The sequence below is a fragment of the Arachidicoccus ginsenosidivorans genome (assembly GCF_007971385.1).
In the GTDB taxonomy this organism is placed as follows: domain Bacteria; phylum Bacteroidota; class Bacteroidia; order Chitinophagales; family Chitinophagaceae; genus Arachidicoccus; species Arachidicoccus ginsenosidivorans.
The window spans coordinates 5,368,651-5,394,245 of record NZ_CP042434.1; the positions used below are offsets into that span (position 1 = coordinate 5,368,651).

A 25,595-nucleotide genomic window follows, 5' to 3' on the forward strand; every position below is an offset into this window, starting at 1 on the left:
ATTATTGAAATTTGAATTTTATGTGTAAAGTATAGATTTTGTTCTTAACTGTTTTTATTTGATTTATAATTGATTCAAAATCATTTTTCCGATTCTATCCAATAACAGCAGGGGGCAATTCACACACGTTCATGCACATTCACTCAAGCAATAACAATCTAGACGGTCCTTCCTATTTACCCACTAGTTTCGCAATAGCTTCACTGGAAATCTTTTCCATAATCTTGTAACCAGCTAATTTGGGATGTACGCCATCCTTAGACAAAGGCGCACGCATGCCATTATTGCCATCTGTCATGGCACTAAAATAATCAACATAAGTGACTCGGTGTTTCTTTGCATAGTTGCGAATCATGGCATTGAGCCTGGGAATTTTAATATTGGGTTGGATTCCTCTATGCCAGGGATAATCGTAGGCAGGAGTAAGGGAGCATAATATCACCTTAATATGATGGGTTTGGGCCAACTCTGTCATTGAAATCAGGTTCCCCAAAATATCTTCAAGCGAAATATATCCTGTGTTTTGAGCAATATCATTGGTCCCAGCCAAAATAATGACCACTTTAGGATGTAAATCTATAACGTCGCGCCGGAACCGAACTAACATCTGTGAAGTGGTTTGACCACTAATACCTCGATCTATATAGTTGTGTCCGATAAAAAAGCACTATCATTATTATACCAAAAATCGGTGATAGAATTACCCATAAATACAGCATCTGGTGTACTGGAGGGGTTTAGCTGCTCATTTTGTTGACTATAACGCTCAAAATCCGCCCAGCTTTTGTTTTGCTGCGCCGTTGCCGAAAAACATGCCAGTAAAATAATGATCGACAATAAATAAGGTAATCTGTTCATCTTTGGTGATTGGAATGTGTTGTAATATTTCAGGATATAAGTACCCTTCAGACTACTCAACCGCCATTTTAAGTTTACCCTACAATTGTTAAAAAGCAAATTACCGAACCCCGAATAAGCAACATAACGCTTTACATTTCCTGCAAAAGATTAAACATGGCCTTACGTCTATTCTATAAAGGATCTTGAACAACTTTGCTTATATTGTCAATGACCATGGTAGGCCATTGGCGGTCATAAAATGGGGGCCAGCGATAGTTTACTTGTATTTATAAAAACAGCCACAATGCCCTCCACCTTCCTTCTTATCACACAACGCTGGACCGAAATCAGAGTGGTAACCTATGACATAAAAATATTTATTATAATATATACCAATCAGGTTAAGTCTTAATTCATCTAAATTGTTCATTAGTTATATTATTGCCCCACCCTTTCTAATTAGGGTAGTGTTATGCTCCAGACGCGAAAACCCGCCTAAATTGTCACCTCTTCTGTCTTATCCAGGGAGGTCGCCTTGCTTTAAAAAAGTTTTTAAAGCATTGAAATTTAAGCATTGGTGCCTTTTTAAGTTCTGCCTCTTAAAATAAATTTGTATATTATAATAACACTTATTATATTTACACTTACAAAATAGAAGATCATTAATGACAATTAAAGATTATACATTTGGCAAACCCGAGGAAAGTCCCGATTTTCTCATGTGGCAAGTAATGAGTCAATGGCAAAAAGGCAAGAATGTTATTTTGGAACAATATAGTCTCACCAGCCCACAAATGACACTCCTTGCAAGCATCCTATGGCTTACGCAACAAAAAAGGGAAGTAACGCAAATTGTACTTGCCTCCCATGCACATATTGACCCAATGACGACCTCCACTGTTTTGAGGACGCTTCAAAAAAAAGGATTAATCATAAGAAAGGAACATGCAACGGATACAAGGGCTAAATTGGTCATCCTTAGTAAAGAAGGTATAAAATTAACGATACAGGCATTAAGAAGTGTCGAATCGTTCAATAAAAATTACTTTAACCCACTTGGAGAAAAGGCACCTGAATTTAACAGGGCGCTAATGCTCCTGTTATCAGAAAACACCAAATAATATTTATCAATAAAAACAGTAAAATGAATAAAAATTTAAAGGTAACGGACCAAATTGAAATCAATAGCTCCATTGATAAAGTATGGTTCGCCTTAACAGACAAAGAAATGATTAGACAATACTTCTATGGGACAGAAGTTAATACTGATTGGAAAAAAGGAAGTCCTATTACTTTTACCGGAACCTGGCAGGGGACTTCTTACGAGGATAAAGGCTTCATTCTGGAAACCCAAAAGGAAAAGATGATAAGGCATAGCTACTGGAGCTCATTTTGGGGAACAGCCTACGATCCAGATGATACTAGTACGATTACGTATGATCTTAAAAAAAGCGATGGCCAAACCGTTGTAACCATAACACAGGAAGGCTTTAAAGACGAACAGTCCAGGGATCATTCTATTGGTAGCTGGAACGGTATTTTAAACAACCTTAAAACGCTCGTGGAAAAATGAATTTAGCAGTCAAACCCACGTTTTTTGCCTCCCAATCAGATTTTAGAAAGTGGTTAGCAAAAAACCATGAAAAGGCAACTGAATTATTTGTAGGCTATTACAAGGCACACAGCGGTAAGCCCAGCATGACCTGGAGTCAATCCGTTGACGAGGCCTTATGTTTTGGTTGGATAGACGGTGTTCGAAAATCAATTGACAAGGACAGTTATTTTATTCGATTTACCCCTAGAAAACCGACAAGTATATGGAGCGCCATCAATATAAAAAAGGTTGAGGAGCTGACTGGGAAAGGCCTTATGCACCCAAAGGGCGTATTAGCCTTTGAGAAAAGAAAGGAACATAAATCTAAAATTTATTCTTACGAAAAAGAGCCAGTAATTCTTTCAGCGGAATTTGCAGGAGTATTTAAAGCCAATAAAGAAGCCTGGACATTTTTTCAATCCTTAGCGCCATCCTATCAGAGGTCAGCCATTCACTGGGTAATGACTGCAAAACAGCGTGCAACAAGTATAAAACGACTTAATGAACTGATAAAAGATAGTGAGGCAAAAAGAAAAATAAAACGGTTAAGCTATTAGCAATAGCCATTAATAAATTTTTGATTGCCAAGCTTATCAACATGAAAAATATTTTCAATAATTTTTAGCTGTACAGTCAGATTTAAAAAGTTAAACAAATAACCTTACTTAAATAACTGGCTTGCATGGCATGTTTAACCCAGGGCAATGCAACTACCAGCAGTTCCGCAACCACCTGTTAGCCTTATAATATTGCTCAATGCATAGTTGCAATCCCCTTGTTACCAACTGGCTTATATTGATTTATGCGGTTATGAATACGAATGAAAAGAAGCTAACGATGTCACTACTTCCACCATTACCTTAGCCAATTATTGCTTCACAAACCTCAAAGCTGTCCCGCCTACTTTCACCACATAAACACCCGCACTTAATGCTTTGATATCTAACTTATTCAGACCAACTTGTAAAGCTTTTTGAGCGACCAATACCCCAGTTGCATTATAAATATATATAGTACCCGTGCTGGCAGCATTTATATTGATATAGTCTTTTGCGGGATTAGGATAAACAAATAAATGGGTTAAGGCCGTTTGAGCAAGCCTGACGACATTACTAAATTTATTTTTATCGTTGTCGTCATCTAACTTTAACCGGTAATAGCTTATGGGTTCCATTTGCGCTACATGCTCGACATAAGTGCTGTTATTTCCCCTGCCTGTAATAGTAGCTACCCTTACAAAGTTTTTGCCACTCGTACTTTTTTCCAGTTCAAAACGAGTCAAATCATCCTCGACGCCGGTTTGCCAACTAAGTTCAGCTATCCCGTTTTGAAGTTTTCCTTGAAAACTAATCAGCTTTACAGGTAGCGCACCTTGGGGCGATTCATAAGCCCCCATATCTATCAGGCTACCCATAATTCTTGGACCACCCGCTATATCGGTATTGCCAATATGCAGACCTGTGGTGTCCGGCGTGCCGGTATTGATACAAGGACTTGCTCCATGCAGACTGTAATCTCCTCCAACAAAAGGAGCAGGGTTTGGATTGGGGGCAGAAAATAAAGGATCGATGCTAATATTGCCAATACCTGCTGCCACGCCGTCCTGCAGATCGCTGTAAGTTATACTGGGTGTGGCGCCGTTTTGGTTTACAATACCCGTCGTCCCGTTATTCCAGATAATGGTATTATTAATAACCGGATAGGCTGCATTATAATTTAATATCCCGTCTCCAAAATTACTGCCGTAGTTCCCTGAAAAGGTACAGTTTAGGATGGTGGGCGAAGAACCAACATTATACATACCGCCACCAGCGGCGGCTTTATTGCCGGTGAACACGCAGTTCGTAATAAAGGGCGCCGACCCGCCGTCATTATACATACCACCACCCCAGGCGAAGTCGTACCCATTTCCAGAAAAAAGACAGCCTTTAATAGTCGGATTGGAGCCAATATTATAGATACCTCCGCCTCCAAGGCCAGTTATCGTATTCATGGAAAAAGTACAATTAGTAATTAAGGGAGAAGAATTGGCATTAAATATAGCACCACCCAAACTATGGCTGATATTGCTTACAAATATGCAGTTTGTAATAACAGGCGCTGCATTATAATTACACATGCCACCACCATTGTCAAATGTACCATTGGCCGTAAAAATACAATTGGATATGGTGGGCGAAGCGCCGTCATTATACATACCTCCCCCTGCCACACTGGCAAAATAGTTCCCCCCTTCCGTTATAATAAACCCATCTAATAGCGCAGCCGAGGTTAAAGCGTTATTTTCATTACGAATGACGCTATTACCATTACCCAGCAAGGTGGGCTTATTTGCATCACTGCGCTGGTCAAAAGAGGATTCTGTGCCGAGAAAACCGCCAAATATCTCCACGCCTTCTTTCATAATAAAGCTATTGCCGCTGGCAGGCTGATAACTGGCCTGTGCGACAAGCAAACTATCACCTGCTGAAGCGGCGTCAATGGCCGTTTGAAAGTTGGTATAGGCATTTAACCAGCTTGTTCCGTCGTTATTACCGGTTGCATTAAGATTCACAAAGTGATGAGTCTGAGGCGCTAAAATGCCGCCTGAGATCTTATACACACTGTTTAAACCATCTGTTGCATACAGGGTATAATTTTGATAGACAAGCATGGTAGGTGTAAATGACAACCCCGACATAATAATTGTTGGCTGTGTACCGTCTGCACTGCCTGCCTTGATCAGCCCAATAGCATTACTGTCATATTGCGTAATATATAAATTCCCGGCTTTATCAAGCGCCAGGCCATAGGGATTTGTCATACCTGTATAAGTGGCTATATGATTGCCGCTTGGATCTAGTTTAGTGACGGTATTGGCGCTATAGCTCGAGACGTATAAATTGCCTAAAGCGTCAATAACAACACTTGTGGGATTGGCAATGCCTGCTCCATAAGTAGCGATTATTGCGCCTGAAGGATCTACCTTACAAATGATACTGGCACCGTAATTAGCCACAAACAAATTACCATTAGCGTCAAATGCAATACTCGTTGGGGTTGTAAATCCGGTGGCATAAGTCGTTATAGACCCCGTACCTGCGTCTACTTTTTTAATATCCCCGCCAAATTCACTGCTTACATACAGATTCCCAGAGCCGTCACAGGCCAGGCCGAAGGGATCATTAAAACCAGTATAGGTAACAACTTTAGTGCCACTGGGGTCTACCTTAACGACACTATTTTCACCATAGGTAGCGACATATAGATTACCTGCAGCATCTAAAGTAAGATTGTTTGGTTGACTAAATCCGGTTGCATATAAGCTGGCCGTCTGCGCTTGCAGTTCGGATGGAGTAAAGATAAGCGCCGAAAAAGTAAAGACCGAAACAACCAGGCCTGTAATGAGTCGTATTTTTTTCATAAAAGAATTATTGGATTCTAAATAGTTCAATTGGGATATTTTTGCAGTTATTGCACTGTTGTACTGTGTTACTGTTTTATAGTTTTATAAATTTTACTTGCTTTGCCCCGAATTTTGCATAATATACACCGGCGCTTAAGCTGTGAACATCTATTTTGTTTACACCCGCTTGCAAAGACGCTTTCAAAACCAGTACCCCTGAGGCGTTATAGATATAGATACCATTTTGGGCTCTAGTAGTAGTGGTAGCTGTGCTAGTAGTGGCCGCAGTCACACTACTGATCTTAACACGGATATAATCCTTTGCCGGATTTGGATACACAAGTATGCTATTCAGGCCGTTATTTTCTCCACTACCCGCCCCGTTTTGAATAAGGATGACGACAGGACTAAACTTAATTTTTCCGTTATCGTCAACCATCTTTAGTCTGTAATAAGCAGTTCGTATTAATTGCGGCGCTTTGATCTCATAATAACTATTATTCCCATTGGCTTTTATAGTAGACAGGATATGGAATATTTTCCCATCCATACTCTTTTGCAGTTCAAAATCCCTAAGATTATCTTCCGTACCTGTTTGCCACTCAAGCTCAGACACAGCGTTTTTAAGTATCCCAGTGAAACTAATAAGCTGGACAGGCAGGGACCCATCAGGTGATTCATAGGCACCCATATCTATGGCTGGTCCTGACACTCTTGGGTTACCTGCAATATCAATATTACCGGTAAATAAGCCTGTTGTATCCGGCATGCCTGCATTTAGGCAGAGACTAGTGCTTTGCAATGTGTAGTCACCACCAGCGCCATTGGTAAATAAAGGATCAGTACTGATGTTGCCTGCACCGCCAACCAGACCGTCCTGTATATCGCTATAACTAATGACAGGGACTGCACTATTATTAAACAGTCCATTACCTTCCCCATTAGCAACATTGCCCCAAATAATGCTATTTGTAATGACCGGATCAGACGCTGAATTATAGATGCCCCCGCCTTGAAAGGATGTATTTCCATAAATCACGCAATTAGTAATCACCGGGGCTGAGTGAAACCTGTTTTGGATAGCGCCTCCATAAGGCCCTGTATTTTGGGAAAATACACAACCAATAATGAATGGATTACTGTGATTCATATTGTAAATGGCGCCTCCTCCGGCTCCAATACCCGCATTCCCGGAAAAAACACAGTTGATTATAGTCGGTGAGGAAGCGTTATAGTTATGTATAGCACCGCCGATACTAGCCGTATTGCCGGTAAAGACACAATTACGGATGGTTGGACTGACAGCGGTATTATCCATTCCTCCACCGGCGTTATCACCATTATTGCCACCTGTGACAATAAATCCGTCTATCTCGGTCGTAGCAGTTAAGCCGTTATTATTGTTGACAATAACGCTGGTACCATTACCTTGAAGTGTAGCCTTGTGGGCAAGGTTACGCTCATAAAAAGCCGTTTCAGTGCCTAAAAAGCCGCCAAATATCTTCACGCCCTCTTTCATGGTAAAGCTTACCCCGCTGGCAGGCTGGTAAATCCCTTCAGCTACAAAAATGCTATCGCCTGAGCTGGCTCCATCAATAGCTGTTTGTAAATTAGTATAAGCATCTTCCCAGGTCTTGCCATTGCCCGCACCCGTGGCATCCAGTTTTACATAATAATGTGTAATTTTTGCCAGGATGCCTCCTGTAATTTTGTAGACATTTGACACGGCATCTGAGGCGTACAAAGCGTTATCATGAATGGCCATCATATAAGGTGTGAAGGACAAACCGGATATAAATGCCGTTGGGGTAGTGCCGTCGGCACTACCAGCCGCAATCATATCAATACCTTTTTTGCCGTAACTACTTATATATAAATTACCGGAATGGTCAAGGGCGAGACAATAGGGCATATTAAATCCTGTATAGGTTGCAATATGATTGCCGTTTGCATCCAGTTTAGTAACCGTATTACCACTGAAACTTGCAACATATAAATTACCCGAGCCATCAATAACGATGCTGAAAGGGTGGGCAATACCCGTATACGTTTGCGTAATGGTTCCTGACGGGTCCACTTTACTAATGGTACTGACCCCGAAATTAGTGACATATAAATTGTCCGCGCCATCAAAAGTAATACCTTCGGGAGATGCAAAACCCGTAGCAAAGCTAGTAACGCCGCCAGATGCATCCACTTTATCTACCCTGTTATCTCCATGACTCGCTACATATAAATTACCTGCGGCGTCAAAAGCAAGGCCGGAAGGCGTATTAAAACCAGTATAAGTGGCTACAGTAGTACCATTTCCATCAATTTTATAGACGTCATCGCCAGCGTAAGTGGCTACAAATAAATTACCTGAACCGTCAAAAGCGACCATTGAAGGTTGATTAATGCCTGTAACATACAAGCTAGCAGTTTGCCCATGCAGCAATTGGGCTATTAATATCAAGGAAAGGAAAAAAAGAAGTTTTTTCATCATTAATTTTTTACCAGGAATTAGCAATGGATGACTCGTCGAACAATTTTTTAAAAAGTTTACTTCTTTAAATTTCTATTGAGCCAGGTGAATATCTGTAAAAAGGTGCCAGATTGCATGTTTTTTTTAGTTATTTGACCATGTGACGATCTAGGCACATTTTATAAAAACGCTCCCAAGAAGCTGCCGTTACCTATTCCTATTGCCTGTTGCCTGCTATCCTATTTTTTCAGTTTATTCAATTACTTTTTGACAAAGCTTATTTTCTCAACCCCCATCTTTATAAAATAAATGCCCGCACTGAGTGTGCTGATATCGATCCGGTTTAGCCCTGGCGCTAGCTGAACCGATCTTACATTAGTACCAGCCGCATTGTAAATACGCGCCCTGCCAGACAGGGTCATATTTATCTGGATATAATTGGTCGCCGGATTGGGATAGACGCTTCGTGCTTTTGTCAGCTTTTGCGTAAGGGTCAGGATATCACTATAACGAAACTTCCCACCAGGCCCTATCAGCTTCAACCTATAAAACGCGCGCGCATCCGTCTGCGTCAGACTAGTTGCATAACTACTATTACTACCTTTAGGTGTAATCCTGGCAACGGTCAAAAAAGTCGCCCCGTCACTGCTGCGTTCTACCTCAAAGCGACTTAGTCCAGTTTCCACACCTGTTTTCCAGGTAAGCATGGCCTGGCCGTTTTGTATCAAACCTTTAAAATCCACCAGGGTTACCGGGACCGTAGCCAGCTGGGATTCATAAGCACCCATATCAATAGCAGCACCAAAGACCCTGGGATTGCCCGCAAAATCTGTCGTAGTCCCATTAAAAGAGGTATTACCCGCGTTAATGGCAGGAGATCCAGGCTGCAGGCTAAAGTCTCCCCCAAATACGGGATTAGGCTCCGCTAAGGGCGCACTTTGAAATAAGGGATCGCCATTTATATTCCCGTCTACGCCGCCCCCGTAAGACTGGATGTCGCTATTTTGAATAACCACAGCGAAGGCAGAAGCGTCCGCTAAAATATCCGGATATCCCCTCTCTGCCTTATTGCCCCAAATAATGGTGTTTTGGATATTAATATCTGCGGTGGCATTATAGCTGTGGATAGCCGCAGCATAGGAAGTACTGTAATTACCCGAAAAAGTGCAGTTAATCAAGGTTGCGGTCGCTGAATTAATCCCCAGGGCCGCACCGCCAGAAATTCCGTTCCCGTAATTGCCGGAAAAAACGCAGTTGGTCACAACCGGCGCCGATTCGGCAAAGCTAAACAGACCGGCACCGGAGCCTGAAGTATGGAGCGCTCTATTACCGGAAAAAATGCAACTTGTTATGGTAGGTGCGCCCCCAAAATTAAACATTCCACCACCTCCCAGGCCGGCAGATACATTGCCGGTAAAACTACACTGGGTAATGACCGGTGAACAGTTGAGGTTGTACATACCTGCGCCCCCTGTATTATTAGTGGTTGTATTACTGGTTTGATTTAAGGTAAAGGTGCAATTAAGGATACTTGGATTTGATTGATTATTGTATATACCGGCACCTCCGGTGCCCCTGACATTATTGCCTTGAAACAGGCAATTGGTGATCAGGGGATCTGAGCCGCTAATATTAAAAATCCCGCCCCCGCTGCCCTGAACATCATTGTCCAAAAAATCGGAGTGATCAATGATGGGGTCAGCAATCGAATTAAAGATCCCACCACCGCTGCCATTACCAGTATTATTACTAAAGGTACAGTAACTGATAAAGGGGGAAGACACATTATTAAACATGCCGCCACCGCCTATGCTGACGTGTAGTATATTGTTTGAGAATTGGCAGTGTCTAAAGGCGATACAGGCGATACAGGCACTAGTGTTACTAGAGGTATTCACACCACCGCCGGCGGTCCTTAATACGGCAATGCCGTTATAGGTCTTGGTCGTGCCCGCAATAGCGCTGGTGGAGCCGTCATTAAAACTAAGTCCATCCAAAACAACGCTGTCTGCCCTATTATCCGATCTGTCATAGACCCCGGCCACGACCAGTACATGCACACTGTTATCCATTGGGTCATTGACATTACCGATATTACCGCTTAAAATCGTGGGATTTACCATAGCCTCTCTAGTCCCGACCCCGCCGGATGGATACCCACCATAGACTTTTATGCCACTACGCAGGATCAGAAAGGAGCTGTCCCGATCAATAGAATTTTGCTGTCCTGTCGGGTAATACGTCCCTTTGGCGACTAATATGCTGTCAACCGTTGTAAAATCAACTACCGCACCTTGCAGTGCGTCACTGAGCGTCTTAAAGGCTTTGCTCCAGCTGGAACCGTCCCCACTCGCTACAATACTGCTATCCACATATACTACCTTCAAGTCGGGCGTATTTTCAAAAGCCCCCATCTCTATGACAGCGGATCTCACCCGTGGGTTGCCCGCCAGATCGATCCTTAAAGTATTAACCGTATTGCTGCCCTGGTCTATGGCAGGCGATCCTGCCTGCAGCCGGTAATCTCCGCCGCTAAATGGCGCAGTTCCACTGCCAGGCGCCACAAATAAGGGATCTACACTGATATTACCCGCTCCTGTTATAGCATCCTGAACATCACTGTAGCTAACACTGGCACTGGACTGCGAATTATAGATACTATTGCCCTGATAAGAGGCTGTATTGCCCCAGATAATGCAGTTGACAATATCACTAGTGGAATGACCTTCATTAGCTATCCCACCGCCTGTATAAGCTGTATTACCGGCAAATGTGCAATTGATAAGTGTGGGTGAGCTATAATGCATGTTATACACACCGCCACCACTAGATGAAGCCTTATTGCCGGAAAATAAGCAGTTAGTGATCCTGGGTGCAGCGTAATTATAATTTTCGATTCCTCCGCCAGAAGTAGCCGTATTGCCCGCAATAATACAATTACTGATGGTGATATTGGCGCTTGTATTTTTCATGCCCCCACCAACGGAGGCGTTGCCTCCGGTAATAATAAACCCATCCCAGCAGCCGGCAGCAGAGATATTATAGTTATTGATCACGGTGGCGCCATTACCCAGCAAGGTCGCTTTATTTGCAAGAGTGCGCTGGTAAAAAAAATGCTCTTTACCCGAAAAGCCACCAAATGCCTTCACGTCCACATGCATAAAAAAACTGGTTCCAGCGGCTGGCTGATAAATGCCGGTGGCGACAAATATACTGTCGCCGCTACTAGCGGCGTCCAGCGCCACCTGCAAATCTGTATAGGCATTTACCCAACTTACGCCGGCATTATTGCCAGTAGCCTGCTGATCCACATAAAGCACCTTTGCCAGAAGGCTCCCCGTGCTCAGTAGATTTAATACAAGTACTACCATCGGTAGAAAAAATACGCCTGATCTTTTTTTCATTATTTTAATTGCTGATGTTAAAACAATTAAGCACACCAATATTATCCTCTTTTGCCCCCTTGCTACAAAGCTTATAACAAGGTAGCCTGACATCCATTTAAAGCCGATAGCTAATTACAACTGGCTGGTAACTACTTTATGATAAATGCCTGTCTTTTACCTTGCATCTTCTCCCCATTCAAATGCACTGCTTCCAAAACAGCAAAGTAGCTACCGGCACCCAGTCCGCTAATATCAATTGTACTAGTTCCCGCTTTTAGCTGCAGGGCTTTCGCTAACCTGCCCGATGCGTTATAAATCGACAACCTACCTTGTCTATCCGTCTGGATATGCAAATAATCCTTGGCTGGATTGGGGTACACAAGAAAACCACCTTCCGGCGCTTTATTTTGGGTTATTTTAATAATAGCACTGTAACTGGTCTTACCATTTTGATCCGTCATTTGCAGGCGGTAATAGGCTGTAGGGGTAACCTGGGCAGTCTTAAACCCATACTGACTATTGCTACCAGTGGCGGCAACCACGCCCAGCTTATTAAAGCTTTTGCCATCCGTACCCCTTTCAACCGTATAGTCCTTCAGACCCGCTTCTACCCCACTGGTCCACCTAAGGTCAGCTACCCCATTTTGTAGGGTGCCTTTAAAAACCTGTAAAGTGACAGGCAGTGGGCCGGAGCTGGCAAACTCATAGGCACCCAGATCAATGGCGGCGCCATTGAACCTAGCTGCACCTGCCAGATCAAGGCCACCGCCGGTAATAGTTGGTAAATACAGCTGCAATGCCTGCGTTAATGAATCATCCAGCCCGGCATCCATGGCAACACTTCCGGTCATTAAATGATAATCACTGCCAGTCAAATCCACAAAAACAGGTGGATTTGAACTGCCGTCAAGTACATGATTAGCAGGCACTGCCCCCTGTCCTTCCAGTAAGCTATAGGCAATTTTTGAAGGGACAGAAGTCAGGGAATCTAATACGGTATTTGTGGTATTGCCCCAAATAATACTGTTTGTGATATATGAGGCCGACTCCTTAATATTATAAATTAGGGGTCTGTCCGTGGTTGGACTTATCAGACTTTTATTCCCTGCTATGGTTGTATTGATTAATCGACAGGTGGCATCCATCAGATTGCCTATCACTGCATTACTGTTTAGGCTGGCTGTATTGGGATCTGCGGTACTGGTGTAGCCAAGATTTATATTATCCAGGATAGCGCAGTTGATCAGTACGGTACCGCCATTTTGCACATTATAAATCCCCCACAAGCCTATGGCCGTATCGCGCATAAAGCGGCAGTTATAGAACACAGGCGTCCCGCCTGAGTTCTCAAATGCACCGCCTAATATGGCCTTATTATCCGTAAAATCACAATGACTAATCATAGGTGAGGCCGCAGTACAAATGCAGGTACTTCCCACCATTAAAGGCAAACCAGGTATGGGTGCAACGGTATTATTGGTAATAATGCAGTTTTGAATCTGTGGGGAAGATATTTGGCCTGGGTCGGTATAAACTGTCAACGGTCCAGAAATAGACAAGGCCGAGCCCAACATGCCATAATTGTTTCTTATAATACAATTTCTGAGGACGGTATTGGCAAATACGTGGTTCAGGCAAATACCACCGGCATAATTAACATTATCAAAATCATTGAAATCAAAAATAGCGTTTCCATTCGCTATGGTAAGGCCATCTACAATCAAACTATCTACTGTTCCCGCAACGTCTCTGATAATGAGCACATTATTTGCATTATCTGCGCTGTCATCCGCCAGACCAAGATCTCCACTTAATATGGTCGGATAGGCATTAATATCATGGCCCGCGCCGCCGTTTGCATACCCACCCAGTATTTTCAGACCAGGCCGCGTCAAGACAAAAGCACTATCGCTATATAATAAATCCTTGTCCCCTGTCGGGTAGTAAGTCCCTTTAGCAATATGCACCTCTTTAATCGCAGTATTGGTCTTCGCAGACTCCGTTGCGTCGGATAAATATTGTAAGGCACTAGTCCAGCTGCTGCCGTCTCCTGGTGTCACTACGGCGCTGTCCACATATACAATACCAGCGCCGTCCGGTACAGCAGGTACTAAGCAAACCGGCCGGTCTCCAACGATCTGCCAGCTGTCGGTATTTATCAGGTGCTGACGGGCACTGATGGCACAATATTTAAGGCCGGCTACCCCCAAGGAGACACCCGTTTTAAGCGTCTCAGTAGCCCATCCCGCCAGTGTGCTTTCGTAATTTATGGCGGACAGCCCAGTACCGTCCAGCATATTTGCCATATCGATCACCTTGCCCACTTGCCAGTTACCCAAATTTTGATTAAAAGCAGTCGCCTGGCTAAAGGCGCTATTCATACTCGTCACATTAGCTACGTTCCAGCTGCCGATATTTTGGTTAAAGGCGCTGGCTAAATTAAACATATGATCCATCTGGGTCAAAGCGTTTGTTTGCCAGCCACTGATATTTTGATTAAAAGAAGAAGCACTGGCGAACATGCCCGACATTGAAACGACTTTTCTTACGTCCCAACCGCTGATATCCTGATTAAAGGCACTGGCTGAGCTAAACATGCCAATCATATTGGTTACACTGCCGACGTTCCAGGAGTGAATATCACCGTTAAATACCCCGTCCCCCTGAAACATATAGGACATATCTGTAACCCTTGAGACATCCCAGCTATTCAGGTTCTGATTAAAGGCAGGCGCATTGGAAAACATAAAAAACATGTTGGTTACCTTGGACACATCCCATTTGCTGATATCCTGATTAAAAGTGAGTGCCAAACCGAACATATTATTCATACTGGTAACACTGCCTACATTCCATTTACTGATATCGCCGTTAAATGCCCGGGCATTGGTAAACATATTGTCCATTAGTTTAACCTTGGATACATCCCATTTAGAAATATCTCTGTTAAAAACGAGTGCCTTGTCAAATAGATTGGTCATATTGGTCACATTAGCCACATTCCAATCTGCCAGGTTGCCATTAAAAGCAGTGGCACCATGAAACATCTGGCTGATGTTGATTACATTTGTCAAATCCCAGAGGTTCAGATCACAATTAAGCCCATTGCAATCATAGAACATACTATTAAGCGAGGCGTTTGGTTCAAAAATAGGCCCATTGGCATTTGGAACAGTAGTCAGGTTCTGGCAGAACCTAAAGGCATTTTCCATACCTTTCCAGCTGCCATTACCCCACTGTTCGACGGTTAATAATCGTTGATTATTCCCACTGACGCTTATCGTATTATACATGTCTATAGCAGGAAAGTCCCCGGTAATTGTTACGCTGTGTGTGCCTGGACTGGCATAGGTATGGGTAGCATTTGCTGTCTGGTTGTTTATAATGTTCCCGTCTCCCCAGTTGACGGTATAATTATACTGCCCGGCGTAGGTTGTATTTATCGGAATGACAATGGCCTGATTAGCCGCGTCCGTCCTCCAGGTGGTAATAAAACCATCGGTGATGGCAGTAGCTGCCTGGCTGGAAGCAGCTTCTTTATGCAAAGGCGTTGCCATCGTCCTAAGTACCATAAAACCCGCAAAAAATAGTAGAAGTAAATTTCTTTTCATGACAAATATTAAAAATGGATAATCCAATACAAAAAACGTAATTGATCCGGAAGGCAATTGTGCTTTACTGTAGGCGGGCATTTAACGGATGGCATTAAGGCTCACAGTAAAGGGTGCCACAATACAGCCTGCGCGCGCGGTAATTGATTATCAAAATCATTACCAGCAACACAATTTGCCTGGAGCGTGACCACTTTTTAAACTACTAGTTTACTCCACGCTCCTTTTATACATGCCCCCCTTCTAATAAAAACTACAATAAAGTACCCGCCTTAATATACCCGTCTATAGATTCGCCTCTCAAATACGCCATACAAAGGTGCAGCGATAAAATAAACTAAACATCCCCTGACGGGGATGCAAATAGTACTGTGTTATCTGATCGGTTTTGTATGTGACAAAGAAGGCTATCTGTACTTGCCCCTTACAATATCCAGCCGGTTATTTACTTCCAGCTTCAGATATATTTTTTTTCATTATTGTCCGGTTAAAAAATAGGAATTTACTCCTCAAACCATTATCTGGCAAAGGATACAGCGAAAAAAATACTTGTCATAATCTAAGGGGGAGCTCCCTGTATGAATTATTAGGTTTGAAATGCAATTGATTCATCATGAATTTTTCTCCATGCCTTATATGTATTCTTAATAAATTCCATTATATCAACGTAGCTCATCAAGTGTAATCTGATAACTGTAATCATATTTGCGAATGATTTCTTTGTTTCAGATTTCTTCCTCAGGACAACCATTAAAAGTTGAGCCATAAGGACACAGTATACCTGCATTTTTATTGCATTTGTACTATTTCCCCAGAAATACCGCAGGGGGAAATTCTGCTTTATCTGCTTGAATAGCAGCTCGATCATCCACCTACTTTTATAAATTTCGGCAATTTGATCAGCTGGGAGATTGAATTCATTGGTGATAAACACATACTCTCTACCATCGTCTGCCTTAAAAGTAATCCTGCGTAGTTTGAGCCGCTTTTCTTCTCCATTCTGTTTATAACCCATTGTAATCAATTGAACTTTAATGACTCCTTTAGGGTTTTTACGCTTTGTTTTATCCTCCAAAACTTTTGTTACATGAAAGACTGCATTACTTTTCATTCTCGTTACAAACCACACTTTCTGTTCAATAAATTTTGCAAATTGACTATAATGATTATAGGCTCGATCAAATACTAACCAGCTATTAGCAGGTAGGTCCAAATGGTACAGGAAGTGCTTGTCATGCTCCTTTGCAGCGGTCATCCTAACGAACTCGGCTACTCCACTGAATGCATCCATCATCGTATGAACCTTTATCCCTCCTTTTTTCTTTGAACCATCTAACCGGTTTCTTCCCACTCCCGCCAACAGGTCGCTAAATAAACTGATTGTCGTGCTATCGATAATTTTCAAATTTTTAATACTTAGACCCTTTAATCGGCTGTCCGAGATAAAGCTGTGATATTGTTCTAGCAATTTCTCGTAAACTGTAGCGAAAAATAGATAACTCCGCTTATTATTTGCATCAGATAAAGTACTTCTCGCAGGTGCTTTGTCAAAACCTAAATGAGCAAGTTTGCCTTCACACCCTAGCATTCCTTCGCATAACTCCCTGAGTCCGTTACAGTAACTAAATACTCCATATAATAATGTGACCAAATGCACCCTCGACGGAAGCTTCTTATAATATCTGTTTGATTTATGCTTTCTAGTTGCAGAATTAATAATTTTGCTGCTAATCAAATTTAATATCTGTGATAAAATCGGCTGTCCGGAAAATGAATTAGATTTGCTCATGGTTAAAATTGATTTGTGGTTATTTCAAAATTAGCCATTTTGGGTGATTTTTCGAAATCACCCTACTTTTTTACTTGAATTTTTCCCGGACAATAGTGATTTTTTTACGTGTGTTTTTACCGTTTCAATTGAAATGCTTAAACGTTCAGCAATCACTTTATTGGGTAATCCTTCTTCTATAGCGTTAAGAACCTGCTCTTCGCGAGCGGTAAGTGGATCCTGTAATTTAGAGCCGTGTATTGGATTAAAATAATCAGTCACTTTGCGTGCAATATCCGGAGACATAAATGCGCCCCCGTTATAGATGCTCTGCAAGGCTTCTTTAATTTTAGCAAACTCCGTCTGCTTGGAGACGTAACCGGAAGCTCCTGCACATAATGCTTGAAAAATCCGTGGTGTATCGTTATATACAGATAACATCATTATCTGACATTTAGGTGCTCTTTTTTTTATGAGCCTTACGCCTTCAATTCCTGAAATACCTGGAAGGCCAATATCAGACAAGATAATGTCAAAATACTGATCTTCCCCCAAGTGCTCATAAAAGTCTCAACGGATGCTGCATGTAAACTTACCTCAAATCCAGCCTCACGGGTAAAATAATCAACCAAAGACTGCCGGATGATCTCATCATCTTCAATTATACCAATTTTAATCATAGAGCTAAATTACGACGCCAATCGTAATAAAATATCACCCTCTAGGGGATGGTGGTAATAAAAACATGCAAAATGTTATTGAAATAGCGATCTATAATGCCACTGACCAGGTTCTTGCTCATTGGTTTAGTCTTCCCAACCTGTGTTACCAACCCATGGTTCACCCAAGGAAGCACTTAAGTTTTCAGAACACCCCACCTCCATCAGACTGATTTATAGCTATTCATTACCTAAAATTTTAAAAGCTACATAATCTATAATAAGGGAAAATAGTATTTTAGTATCATTTTTTGCAAAATTATATCATTTTTAATAGTTAATATTTTATTTAATCAATTTTATATAGTATTTTCGCATTTTACAATCGATTTAATGTATACCGATGATAGTAGATTTTTCTGTGACCAACTTTGGCCCTATACGTGACGAACAGGTAATTTCTTTTGAAGCAACCGCCGATGACAGCCTAAATGACTATTATGTTGTGGAACCAATCGTGGGACTAAAACTATTAAAATTATTAATAATATATGGCCCTAACGCTTCGGGCAAATCCACCTTTTTAAAAGCGTTGGAGTTTTTAAGAGACTTAAGCATTTATCCAGTTAAAGCAAAATTTGAATCCTTAGACTTTGAGCCCTTCTTATTTGATACCAAGTCAAAGAAAAAAAACTCTATACTAAAATTAAGCTTCGTAACAAAAAAGGTGAGGTATAACTATGAAGTCGAGTTCACAAAGAACTATATAGTTAAGGAGAGTTTAAAATACGCTCCTAGAGGAAGAATGGCAGACTTGTATTTAAGAGAAACTGATATAGAAAACCAACTTTCTAAAGTAACATTCGGTAGTACAGTAAAAGCAAGCGTTAAAGATATTGATTTGATTGAAGGAAATACGATCTGGAATACGACTGTAATTGGAGCATTCAACAAAACCAATGTACATATTCCTGAGCTACAACAAGTGATTCATTGGTTCCGGGAAACATTGATGAGTGAAATAGAACCAAGAACAGACTTGACTGGTTGGACAACAAAAAAAGTAGATGAAGATGTTTCATTCAAAGAATCTATTATTGAAATTATCAAAAAAGCCGACATTCAAATCAGCGGTATTGATGTAAACAAAACAGAACGAAATTTGGACAACAAAATGCTTTCCCGACTATCTTCCATTTTACCATCTGATGAAATGAAAGATTTATCAAAAACAAAAAGTATCAAAACCGTTGACCTTATTTTTAAACATCAAGTCAGAGATAAGAAAGGCAAAGAAAGCACACATAGTTTACCCAGAGAACAGGAGTCCAGAGGAACCTTAAGATATTATGGCATGAGTGGAATTTTATCCACTATTATTAAAGACGATAAAGTTGTATCTATTGATGAACTGGAAACTTCTCTCCACCCCGATCTGATGAAACATTTCCTTTTGTTATTTTTGGCTAACGCCGAAAAATCACAAATGATTACTACCACACATAATTTATTTCTGTTGGAAGAACGAGAAATACTGCGCAACGATGCCATTTGGTTTACACAGAAAAAAGATGATGGAGCTACAGAATTGTTCTCTTTATCGGATTTTGATACTTCTACCATTAGAAAAAATTCTTCCATAATCAATTCTTATAAAACCGGAAAATTGGGAGCAAAACCTGAATTTGGTAACATCTTTTTAACTGATAATAATGGCTAGGCGCGATAAAAAACGAAATTTCAAACGAAGGGTTGCAGTAGTCGGTGATGGTGTTACCGAGAAGATTTACTTTGAGCAACTAAAGGAGTTAGAACGAATTAAAGACGTTCTCATCAAACCGGAACTACCTAGCAAGTCTTCAAAAGGAGGTTCTTACAAAAAGCCCCTCAATACTGCGATACAACTTGTTGAGGATGGTTATGCCGAATTATTTATTATTCCGAATAATATCACTATACAACTGATATACAAGGCATATTGCTAATAAAATTCGGAATAACATTTTTCTATTTTCTGCCAATATAACTTCTCAGCCCTCCATTGATGTTTTTGTATTTTTTCTCTGGATTTCCTATAAGCACTTCTCGTTTTGCCAGTGCTCGTTCCAGCTCTTCTCTGCTGATACCCAGATATATTCTTGTAGTTTCAATGCTTTCGTGGCCTAGATACTGGGATATTTGTGCGATATTAATATTATCCTGGAGCCAGTGGATTGCAGATGAGTGTCTTATTTGGTGGCAATGCATGTGAATCGGAACTTCACGACATTCCTTGTTAGCCTTGTAAGCATTCGACGCGGACCGTCATTGTAGTTTTCTAATCCCATCCTACTTTAGTGCCCTAATAAAAATTATGGGTATGATCGCACTAACAAATTCTTGTCGTTATTTTGTTTATCAGGAATTTTGCAATATGAGAATGAGCTTCAATGGACTGGGCGGCTTAGTTAATAATCACATGGATGCAAATCTGCTCTCTGGAGATATTTTCATTTTTATCAATCGTCGTAAAAATCAATGTAAGTTACTTCGGTATTGTGATGATGGATTTGAATTGTACCATAAGAAACTCACCAAAGGAACTTTTGAAGTCCCCGCTAGCGGTGAGATTGAGGCATTTCAACTTCAATTGATGCTAAGTGGAATCGTTGTAGATAAATTCAAGAAAAAAAATCGTTTTTATTTAAAAAATGTTGGATAATATTTTGTATTCATACTAATATGATGTATATTTGCACTGAATGAATAAAGATCTAATCATACATGCATTGCGAAAGGAGATTGAATCCTTGAAGGACTCTTTGGAAAAAGAGCAGCTTGCAAGAGCTGCTGCAGAGGAGGCTTACAAGGAGTTGCAAACCAAGCATGCTATGATGGAGTTTCATTATGACAATCTCAAGAGAATGGTATTTCAGTCTAAATCAGAAAGGTCAAGCGTCATTACCGAGCAGTCTACAGAGCATGGCAAAGTGATTGATATGTTTGATGCTGCAACTGAAGCACGCCTCAGGGAAGATTTTGCGGGGATTGCAGCTGAAATCGAAGCACGAGAAAAAGAAATTGAAGAGAAGATTGAGGCTGGGGCTGGGAAAAAGAAAAAGAAAACTACTTACAAGCCAACTGGCAGACAAGCATTCGGAGAGCATTTGCTTCGCAGATACACTTATGAAGATCCCAAAGGTATCGATTTAAGTAAGGCAACACTGGTCGGCCATGACAAAACAGAGGTACTTCATTATACGCCCGCAACTTTATGGGTGGAAACGCATTTTCGTAATAAATATATTATAAAAGACGAAGAGACTGGCGTCAAAACATTCCATCAGGCTCCAGCCTTGCAGCGTCCCATCGATAGAATATCTGCGGGTCCTTCTCTTTTGGCTTCCTTAATAGTTGATAAGTTGTAATAAGTAAGCAACAATGTACCACTTTATCGCAAATAAGGCGTACCATTTCGGCAATCAGAATTGATCCATTTCGGTAATTAACATGTACCATTTCGGTATTCTATGTACCAATTTGGTAAGTGAAAAGTACCATTTCAGTAACGAAAAAACCATTTCGGTAATGAGAATTGATCAATTTCGGTAATCAAGATGTACCACTTCGGTATTCCATGTACCACTTTGGTAATTGAAAAGTGCCATTTCGGTAATTAGGATGTACCATTTCGGTAACGAGAAGCCCTTCGTTTGACATAATCATTTAATAATCAAGATATTTGTGGTTCATCAAAATCACGAATATGAATTTAAAAAAGAAGATTATGTATTACGAAGTCAAACAATTGCGAAAGCAAGAAGTAAGCTTAAGGTCTATAGGTAAGACCTTAGGCATTGACAGGAGGACTGTAAAAAGTATCCTAGCCATGTCCGAAGAGGAGTTTTCTAAATTCCTCAATACTCCAAAAGTCAGAAACAAATTACTTGAACGCTATGAGGATTATGTGGTATCCCGCCTGCGTAAAGCACCAGCAGCTTCGACTGCCCAAGTACATGATTGGCTAAAAGAAAATAAGCCAGACCTTCCCAAGGTAGCCCCCAAGACGGTGTATAATTTTGTTCATTACGTTAGGCAGAAGCATAATATTCCCCTTGTTCAATCAGTTCGAGAAATGATGATGGTTGAGGAATTGCCATATGGCCAGCAGGCTCAGGTAGATTTTGGTGAATATTATATGACTACAAAAGAGGGAAGCCGTAAGAAAGTACGATTCTTTGTAATTGTATTATCGAGGTCTAGAATGAAGTATGTGTATTTTATCGAAGCACCATTTACCGCTAAATCTGCAATTGATGCTCACAACCTTGCATTTGAATATTTAAAGGGGATCCCTCATCTGCTTGTTTATGACCAGGATTCTGTTTTTCTGGTTTCGGAAAATAAGGGAGAACTGATAATGACAAATGAGTTCAGAGGATATGTAGAATCACTTAAATTAATAGTTCACTTCTGTAAGAAATCGGACCCTCAATCTAAGGGATATGTAAAGTTTATTCTTATGTAAAGATATGCACTGAATAAATTGGTTATCAATGCATATCTTACAATTTACTTTACATAATTATTTAGGAACTTAGATCATATTTTATTAAAACATATAAATTATGAATCAAAATCTTAAAATCAAAGAACTGGTGTCAGAGTATTATAATGAGCTCGACCTCAGAAATTACGGTCAATGCGTACAATGGAGATATCGTAAGGTATGCAGACAAGTTTTAGAGTGGTGTAATAAGAACAAAATTAATAATTTTAATGAGAAGGTAGGCAATAAGTTTTGCGATGAAGTAATTGGTGGTCATTTAAGCAAAACTGGCTCAACCTATCATTACCGAACAACATTGCGTGTAGTTCGTATGTTGGTAACTTTACAACAGACTGGAGATTTTGAAATTAGAACTCCTAGAATAGAATATAAATTTAATACAATCCTAGGAGAGATAGCTACCCCGTATCTAGACTATTGTGCCACAATACGCAAATATGCTGCCACCTCAATTTCAAATCGTAAAACGGCGATGTTTCGTTTTGATGTTTACTTAAGTAATAATAAAAAATCAATTGAAGATACTTCTAATGAGCTATTTGAAGACTTTCTAATGAAACATTGTTCAAGGTACGGCCGTCGACACTACAAGGTGTTCTTTAGAGATATATTTAAATATTGCTTTGACAATGGTATATTAAATAAAGATTACTCTTCATTAATTTTAAAAGAGCCCAGAGTTGCACTAGGAAGCAACTTACCTACTACGTATACAGCAGATGAAATCAAAAGAATAATCAAGGCTGTTGACAGAAGCTCAGCAAAAGGAAAAAGAGATTATCTGATTCTGCTTCTGGCTGCTGAGTATGGTTGGCGTGCATCTGACATTACTTCTTTCAGAATAGATGAAATTGACTGGAGTAAGAATATCATTTCAATTATTCAAACAAAAACCGGGATTCCTGTAGAGTTTCCTTTACTGGCATCAGTTGGCAATGCCATTATAGACTATTTAAAATATGGGAGACCGGATGGTGGTGATAATGTGATAATAGTCAATCATGAAAATACACACAAGGGCAATAGGCTTACATCACCCACAATACATTCGATAGTTTCAAAGGCTATGAAATTAGCAAATATCCCGAACTGGAAAACCAAAAAACATGGACCTCATGCTCTTCGCCATAGTCTCGCTTCAAATATGCTAAAGCGAAATATTTCTATTCCCATAATAAAAACGGTATTGGGACATCAGAATACCCAATCAACTAAGACATATCTGACTGTTGATATACAAAAATTAAAGCTTTGTAGTCTTCCTATTCCCCAGCTTACTAGCGAATTTTATAACCCCATCAAAAAAAAATAAAATGAAAAATATTGAGCTGCATTCAATTTACAGTGATTTAATATGTAAATATTTGCAATACAGAGAACAATGCGGTGTGAAATTTATTGAAAATGAATTTCGGTTTTACAGGATACTTGACGAATTTATTACAAAGAATGAAATTAAAAGTATAATTTTTACTAAAGAACATGCTGCTCTTTGGAGAGTACCTCTTAACGGGGAGTCAGAAACATCTAGATACAAAAGAATAAATTTCACTAAAAAATTCTTCGAATATTTGTTTTTTAATGGTTATAATGTATTTCAGTTCAGGGATATCAAAGCTCCTAAATCAAATTTTACCCCCCACATTTATTCGGAAGATGAAATTAAAAGATATTTTAAAGCTGTTGACAGTTATAGATGCAGCATACATCGTAAAAATTGTATTCAATTTCCGGTACTCTTCAGAATTTTATATTGTTGCGGAACTCGTATCACTGAAACTTTAATGATCCGGAAAAAAGATGTCGATCTAGTTAGTGGAATAATAAAGCTTTCAGAAACAAAAAATGCAAAGGAGCGCTATGTGGTTATGTCCGATAGCCTTTTGCGATTAATGAAAGAGTTTGCTGACAAAATATTTTACGACCTTCCAGAAAATGGATATATCTTCAGAAACTATAGAGGTACATACTTCTCCAGTGATTGGATCAATGAGGTTCATGTTAAAATGCTACATCAAGCAAACATTCCATACATGTCTAACGGAAGGGGGCCCAGATTGCAAGATTGGCGGCATTCTTTTGCTATTAATTCATTTAGGCAAATGATTGATAAGGGATTGGATATGTATGTCGCTCTACCTATATTGTCAACCTATTTAGGGCATAAAACTATAATGGCAACTGAGCATTATTTGCGATTGGCGGTCAGTATGTATCCATATTTAGAAAAAAAATTCGATAGAACACTTAATGAAATATTTGGAGGAGAAAAACCATGATAGTAACAGATTTCGCTCGAGCTTTAAATCGCTATTTTAACGATTATCTTATTAATGATCGAAGTAGCGCAAACAAGACAATTGAAACATATAGATATAGTTTCATCCAATTAGTTGAGTTTATGGAAAACGTGAAATGTATTCACCCAGGCAAAATTCAATTAATAAATATTACAAAGAATACAATAACTTCTATGCTTAATTGGTTGGAGGATAAGAAGAACGTTTCTATAGCGACTCGTAACCAGAGACTGGCAGCGTTTAAGAGTTTTGCAACTTTCATTAAATATGAATATCCGGAATTTATAAAGGAAATGCTTGAAATCCAGAGTATCAAACTTAAAAAAGATAATGGTAGAGATATATCTTATTTAAAACCAGATGCCATTAAGTTGATGTTATCCCAGGTTAATCAAAATAGCCTCAATGGCCGTCGTGATTATATAATTCTTTCGTTAATGTTTACAACTGGTATAAGAGTAAGTGAGTTGATTGGAATTAGAGGTTGTGATGTATCCATAAATGCCCCCAAATTATTGGTTATACACGGTAAGGATGGAAAAATTAGACATATACCAATCATTAAACAGATGGCCCCATATTTTGAGAAGTATTTAATGGAAAATAAATGTCTGCAACCTCAAAACCTAGCTGATTTTATCTTTAAAAGTCATACAGGAGCCAAGTTTACTAGGCAGGGGATTAATTACACCGTATCAAAATATGCGAAATTGGCCCGAGATATCGAGCCTTCGCTGATACCTATGGATTGTAGTCCACATAAAATTAGGCATTCTACTGCAATGTCTCTTTTAGAGGATGGTGTCGATTTAATAACCATAAGGGACCTACTTGGGCACTCAAGTGTGCAGACCACTGAGATTTATGCTAAAATATCAGCATCGAAAAGTAGGGCTGCGATTGAAGCGGCGAGCAAAGAAATTGTTCCAAAAGAGGATGCAATATGGGAAACCGATTTTACTATAAAGGAATGGTTAAAAGACATGAGCCACAATAAAATTATGTAAAGTAAATTGTAAGATATGCATTGATAACCAAT

General features: G+C 40.1%; 20 protein-coding genes and 1 pseudogene. 11 read left to right on the forward strand and 10 right to left on the reverse strand.

The genetic code is table 11. The annotated features are described in order from the left end of the window. Nucleotides 1-172: 172 nt before the first annotated feature. Nucleotides 173-658 carry a GDSL-type esterase/lipase family protein gene (locus FSB73_RS21430; protein WP_225974891.1) on the reverse strand — a complete coding sequence of 162 codons (486 nt, stop codon included), beginning with the start codon at nucleotides 656-658 and terminating at the stop codon, nucleotides 173-175. Then, nucleotides 640-858: a hypothetical protein gene (locus tag FSB73_RS25885; RefSeq protein WP_225974257.1), complete on the reverse strand. Its 219-nt coding sequence runs from the start codon at nucleotides 856-858 to the stop codon at nucleotides 640-642. Before FSB73_RS25885 ends, FSB73_RS21430 begins: the two co-directional genes overlap by 19 nt. A 647-nt stretch (nucleotides 859-1,505) precedes the next feature. On the opposite strand from FSB73_RS25885, the gene FSB73_RS21435 reads away from it, so the two are divergent. The 3 genes from FSB73_RS21435 to FSB73_RS21445 are packed head-to-tail and all read left to right on the forward strand — an operon-like array spanning nucleotide 1,506 to nucleotide 2,991. Then, complete coding sequence (locus tag FSB73_RS21435; protein WP_146787022.1) at nucleotides 1,506-1,961, forward strand: MarR family winged helix-turn-helix transcriptional regulator; 456 nt, start codon at nucleotides 1,506-1,508, stop codon at nucleotides 1,959-1,961. Between the two features lie 23 nt (nucleotides 1,962-1,984). Further along, the gene (locus FSB73_RS21440; RefSeq protein WP_146787025.1) at nucleotides 1,985-2,413 is read left to right on the forward strand and encodes an SRPBCC domain-containing protein; all 429 of its coding nucleotides are present in this window, start codon (nucleotides 1,985-1,987) and stop codon (nucleotides 2,411-2,413) included. After that, on the forward strand, nucleotides 2,410-2,991 hold the full coding sequence (locus FSB73_RS21445; protein ID WP_146787028.1) for a YdeI/OmpD-associated family protein: 582 nt from the start codon (nucleotides 2,410-2,412) through the stop codon (nucleotides 2,989-2,991). Before FSB73_RS21440 ends, FSB73_RS21445 begins: the two co-directional genes overlap by 4 nt. A gap of 311 nt (nucleotides 2,992-3,302) precedes the next feature. Here FSB73_RS21445 and FSB73_RS21450 read toward each other — a convergent pair whose 3' ends face one another. The 7 genes from FSB73_RS21450 to FSB73_RS23410 all read right to left on the reverse strand — a co-directional run bounded on the left by FSB73_RS21450 (nucleotide 3,303) and on the right by FSB73_RS23410 (nucleotide 17,728). Then, nucleotides 3,303-5,837 (reverse strand): right-handed parallel beta-helix repeat-containing protein, encoded by a 2,535-nt coding sequence (locus tag FSB73_RS21450; protein ID WP_146787031.1) that lies wholly within the window; start codon nucleotides 5,835-5,837, stop codon nucleotides 3,303-3,305. Nucleotides 5,838-5,913: 76 nt separating this feature from the next. Further along, complete coding sequence (locus tag FSB73_RS21455) at nucleotides 5,914-8,304, reverse strand: T9SS type A sorting domain-containing protein (protein ID WP_146787053.1); 2,391 nt, start codon at nucleotides 8,302-8,304, stop codon at nucleotides 5,914-5,916. A 239-nt stretch (nucleotides 8,305-8,543) separates the two neighbouring features. Beyond that, complete coding sequence (locus FSB73_RS21460; protein WP_158639653.1) at nucleotides 8,544-11,687, reverse strand: choice-of-anchor Q domain-containing protein; 3,144 nt, start codon at nucleotides 11,685-11,687, stop codon at nucleotides 8,544-8,546. Between the two features lie 131 nt (nucleotides 11,688-11,818). Beyond that, nucleotides 11,819-15,280, reverse strand: coding sequence for a BspA family leucine-rich repeat surface protein (locus FSB73_RS21465; protein WP_158639654.1), 3,462 nt, complete (start codon nucleotides 15,278-15,280; stop codon nucleotides 11,819-11,821). A gap of 586 nt (nucleotides 15,281-15,866) precedes the next feature. Beyond that, nucleotides 15,867-17,069, reverse strand: a complete 1,203-nt coding sequence (locus FSB73_RS21470; RefSeq protein WP_146787062.1) for an IS4 family transposase — start codon at nucleotides 17,067-17,069, stop codon at nucleotides 15,867-15,869. Nucleotides 17,070-17,126: 57 nt separating this feature from the next. After that, a complete protein-coding gene (locus FSB73_RS21475; RefSeq protein WP_146787065.1) occupies nucleotides 17,127-17,603 on the reverse strand; it encodes a response regulator in 477 nt (158 codons plus the stop codon). Continuing rightward, entirely contained in the window at nucleotides 17,528-17,728 is a 201-nt protein-coding gene (locus tag FSB73_RS23410; RefSeq protein ID WP_158639656.1) for a hypothetical protein, read from the reverse strand. The genes FSB73_RS21475 and FSB73_RS23410 overlap by 76 nt, the downstream gene beginning before the upstream one ends. A gap of 382 nt (nucleotides 17,729-18,110) precedes the next feature. Between FSB73_RS23410 and FSB73_RS21480 the strand changes: the two genes are divergently transcribed. Beyond that, the gene (locus FSB73_RS21480) at nucleotides 18,111-19,427 is read left to right on the forward strand and encodes an AAA family ATPase (protein ID WP_146787068.1); all 1,317 of its coding nucleotides are present in this window, start codon (nucleotides 18,111-18,113) and stop codon (nucleotides 19,425-19,427) included. After that, nucleotides 19,420-19,692 (forward strand): RloB domain-containing protein, encoded by a 273-nt coding sequence (locus tag FSB73_RS21485; protein WP_146787071.1) that lies wholly within the window; start codon nucleotides 19,420-19,422, stop codon nucleotides 19,690-19,692. The genes FSB73_RS21480 and FSB73_RS21485 overlap by 8 nt, the downstream gene beginning before the upstream one ends. Nucleotides 19,693-19,714: 22 nt before the next feature. On the opposite strand, the pseudogene FSB73_RS21490 reads toward FSB73_RS21485, so the two are convergent. Continuing rightward, nucleotides 19,715-19,975: pseudogene (locus FSB73_RS21490) on the reverse strand (tyrosine-type recombinase/integrase); the annotation flags it as partial. 91 nt (nucleotides 19,976-20,066) lie between these two features. Here FSB73_RS21490 and tnpB point away from each other — a divergent pair. The 6 genes from tnpB to FSB73_RS21520 all read left to right on the forward strand — a co-directional run bounded on the left by tnpB (nucleotide 20,067) and on the right by FSB73_RS21520 (nucleotide 25,563). Continuing rightward, on the forward strand, nucleotides 20,067-20,408 hold the full coding sequence (gene tnpB / locus FSB73_RS21495; RefSeq protein WP_158639657.1) for an IS66 family insertion sequence element accessory protein TnpB: 342 nt from the start codon (nucleotides 20,067-20,069) through the stop codon (nucleotides 20,406-20,408). A gap of 40 nt (nucleotides 20,409-20,448) precedes the next feature. Next, nucleotides 20,449-21,114: a hypothetical protein gene (locus tag FSB73_RS21500; RefSeq protein ID WP_146787080.1), complete on the forward strand. Its 666-nt coding sequence runs from the start codon at nucleotides 20,449-20,451 to the stop codon at nucleotides 21,112-21,114. 338 nt (nucleotides 21,115-21,452) lie between these two features. Further along, complete coding sequence (locus tag FSB73_RS21505) at nucleotides 21,453-22,214, forward strand: DDE-type integrase/transposase/recombinase (RefSeq protein WP_146787083.1); 762 nt, start codon at nucleotides 21,453-21,455, stop codon at nucleotides 22,212-22,214. Nucleotides 22,215-22,314: 100 nt separating this feature from the next. After that, nucleotides 22,315-23,568, forward strand: coding sequence for a site-specific integrase (locus FSB73_RS21510; RefSeq protein ID WP_146787086.1), 1,254 nt, complete (start codon nucleotides 22,315-22,317; stop codon nucleotides 23,566-23,568). 1 nt (nucleotide 23,569) lies between these two features. After that, nucleotides 23,570-24,535, forward strand: coding sequence for a tyrosine-type recombinase/integrase (locus FSB73_RS21515; RefSeq protein ID WP_146787089.1), 966 nt, complete (start codon nucleotides 23,570-23,572; stop codon nucleotides 24,533-24,535). Beyond that, nucleotides 24,532-25,563 carry a tyrosine-type recombinase/integrase gene (locus FSB73_RS21520; protein ID WP_225974258.1) on the forward strand — a complete coding sequence of 344 codons (1,032 nt, stop codon included), beginning with the start codon at nucleotides 24,532-24,534 and terminating at the stop codon, nucleotides 25,561-25,563. Before FSB73_RS21515 ends, FSB73_RS21520 begins: the two co-directional genes overlap by 4 nt. Nucleotides 25,564-25,595 lie beyond the last annotated feature (32 nt).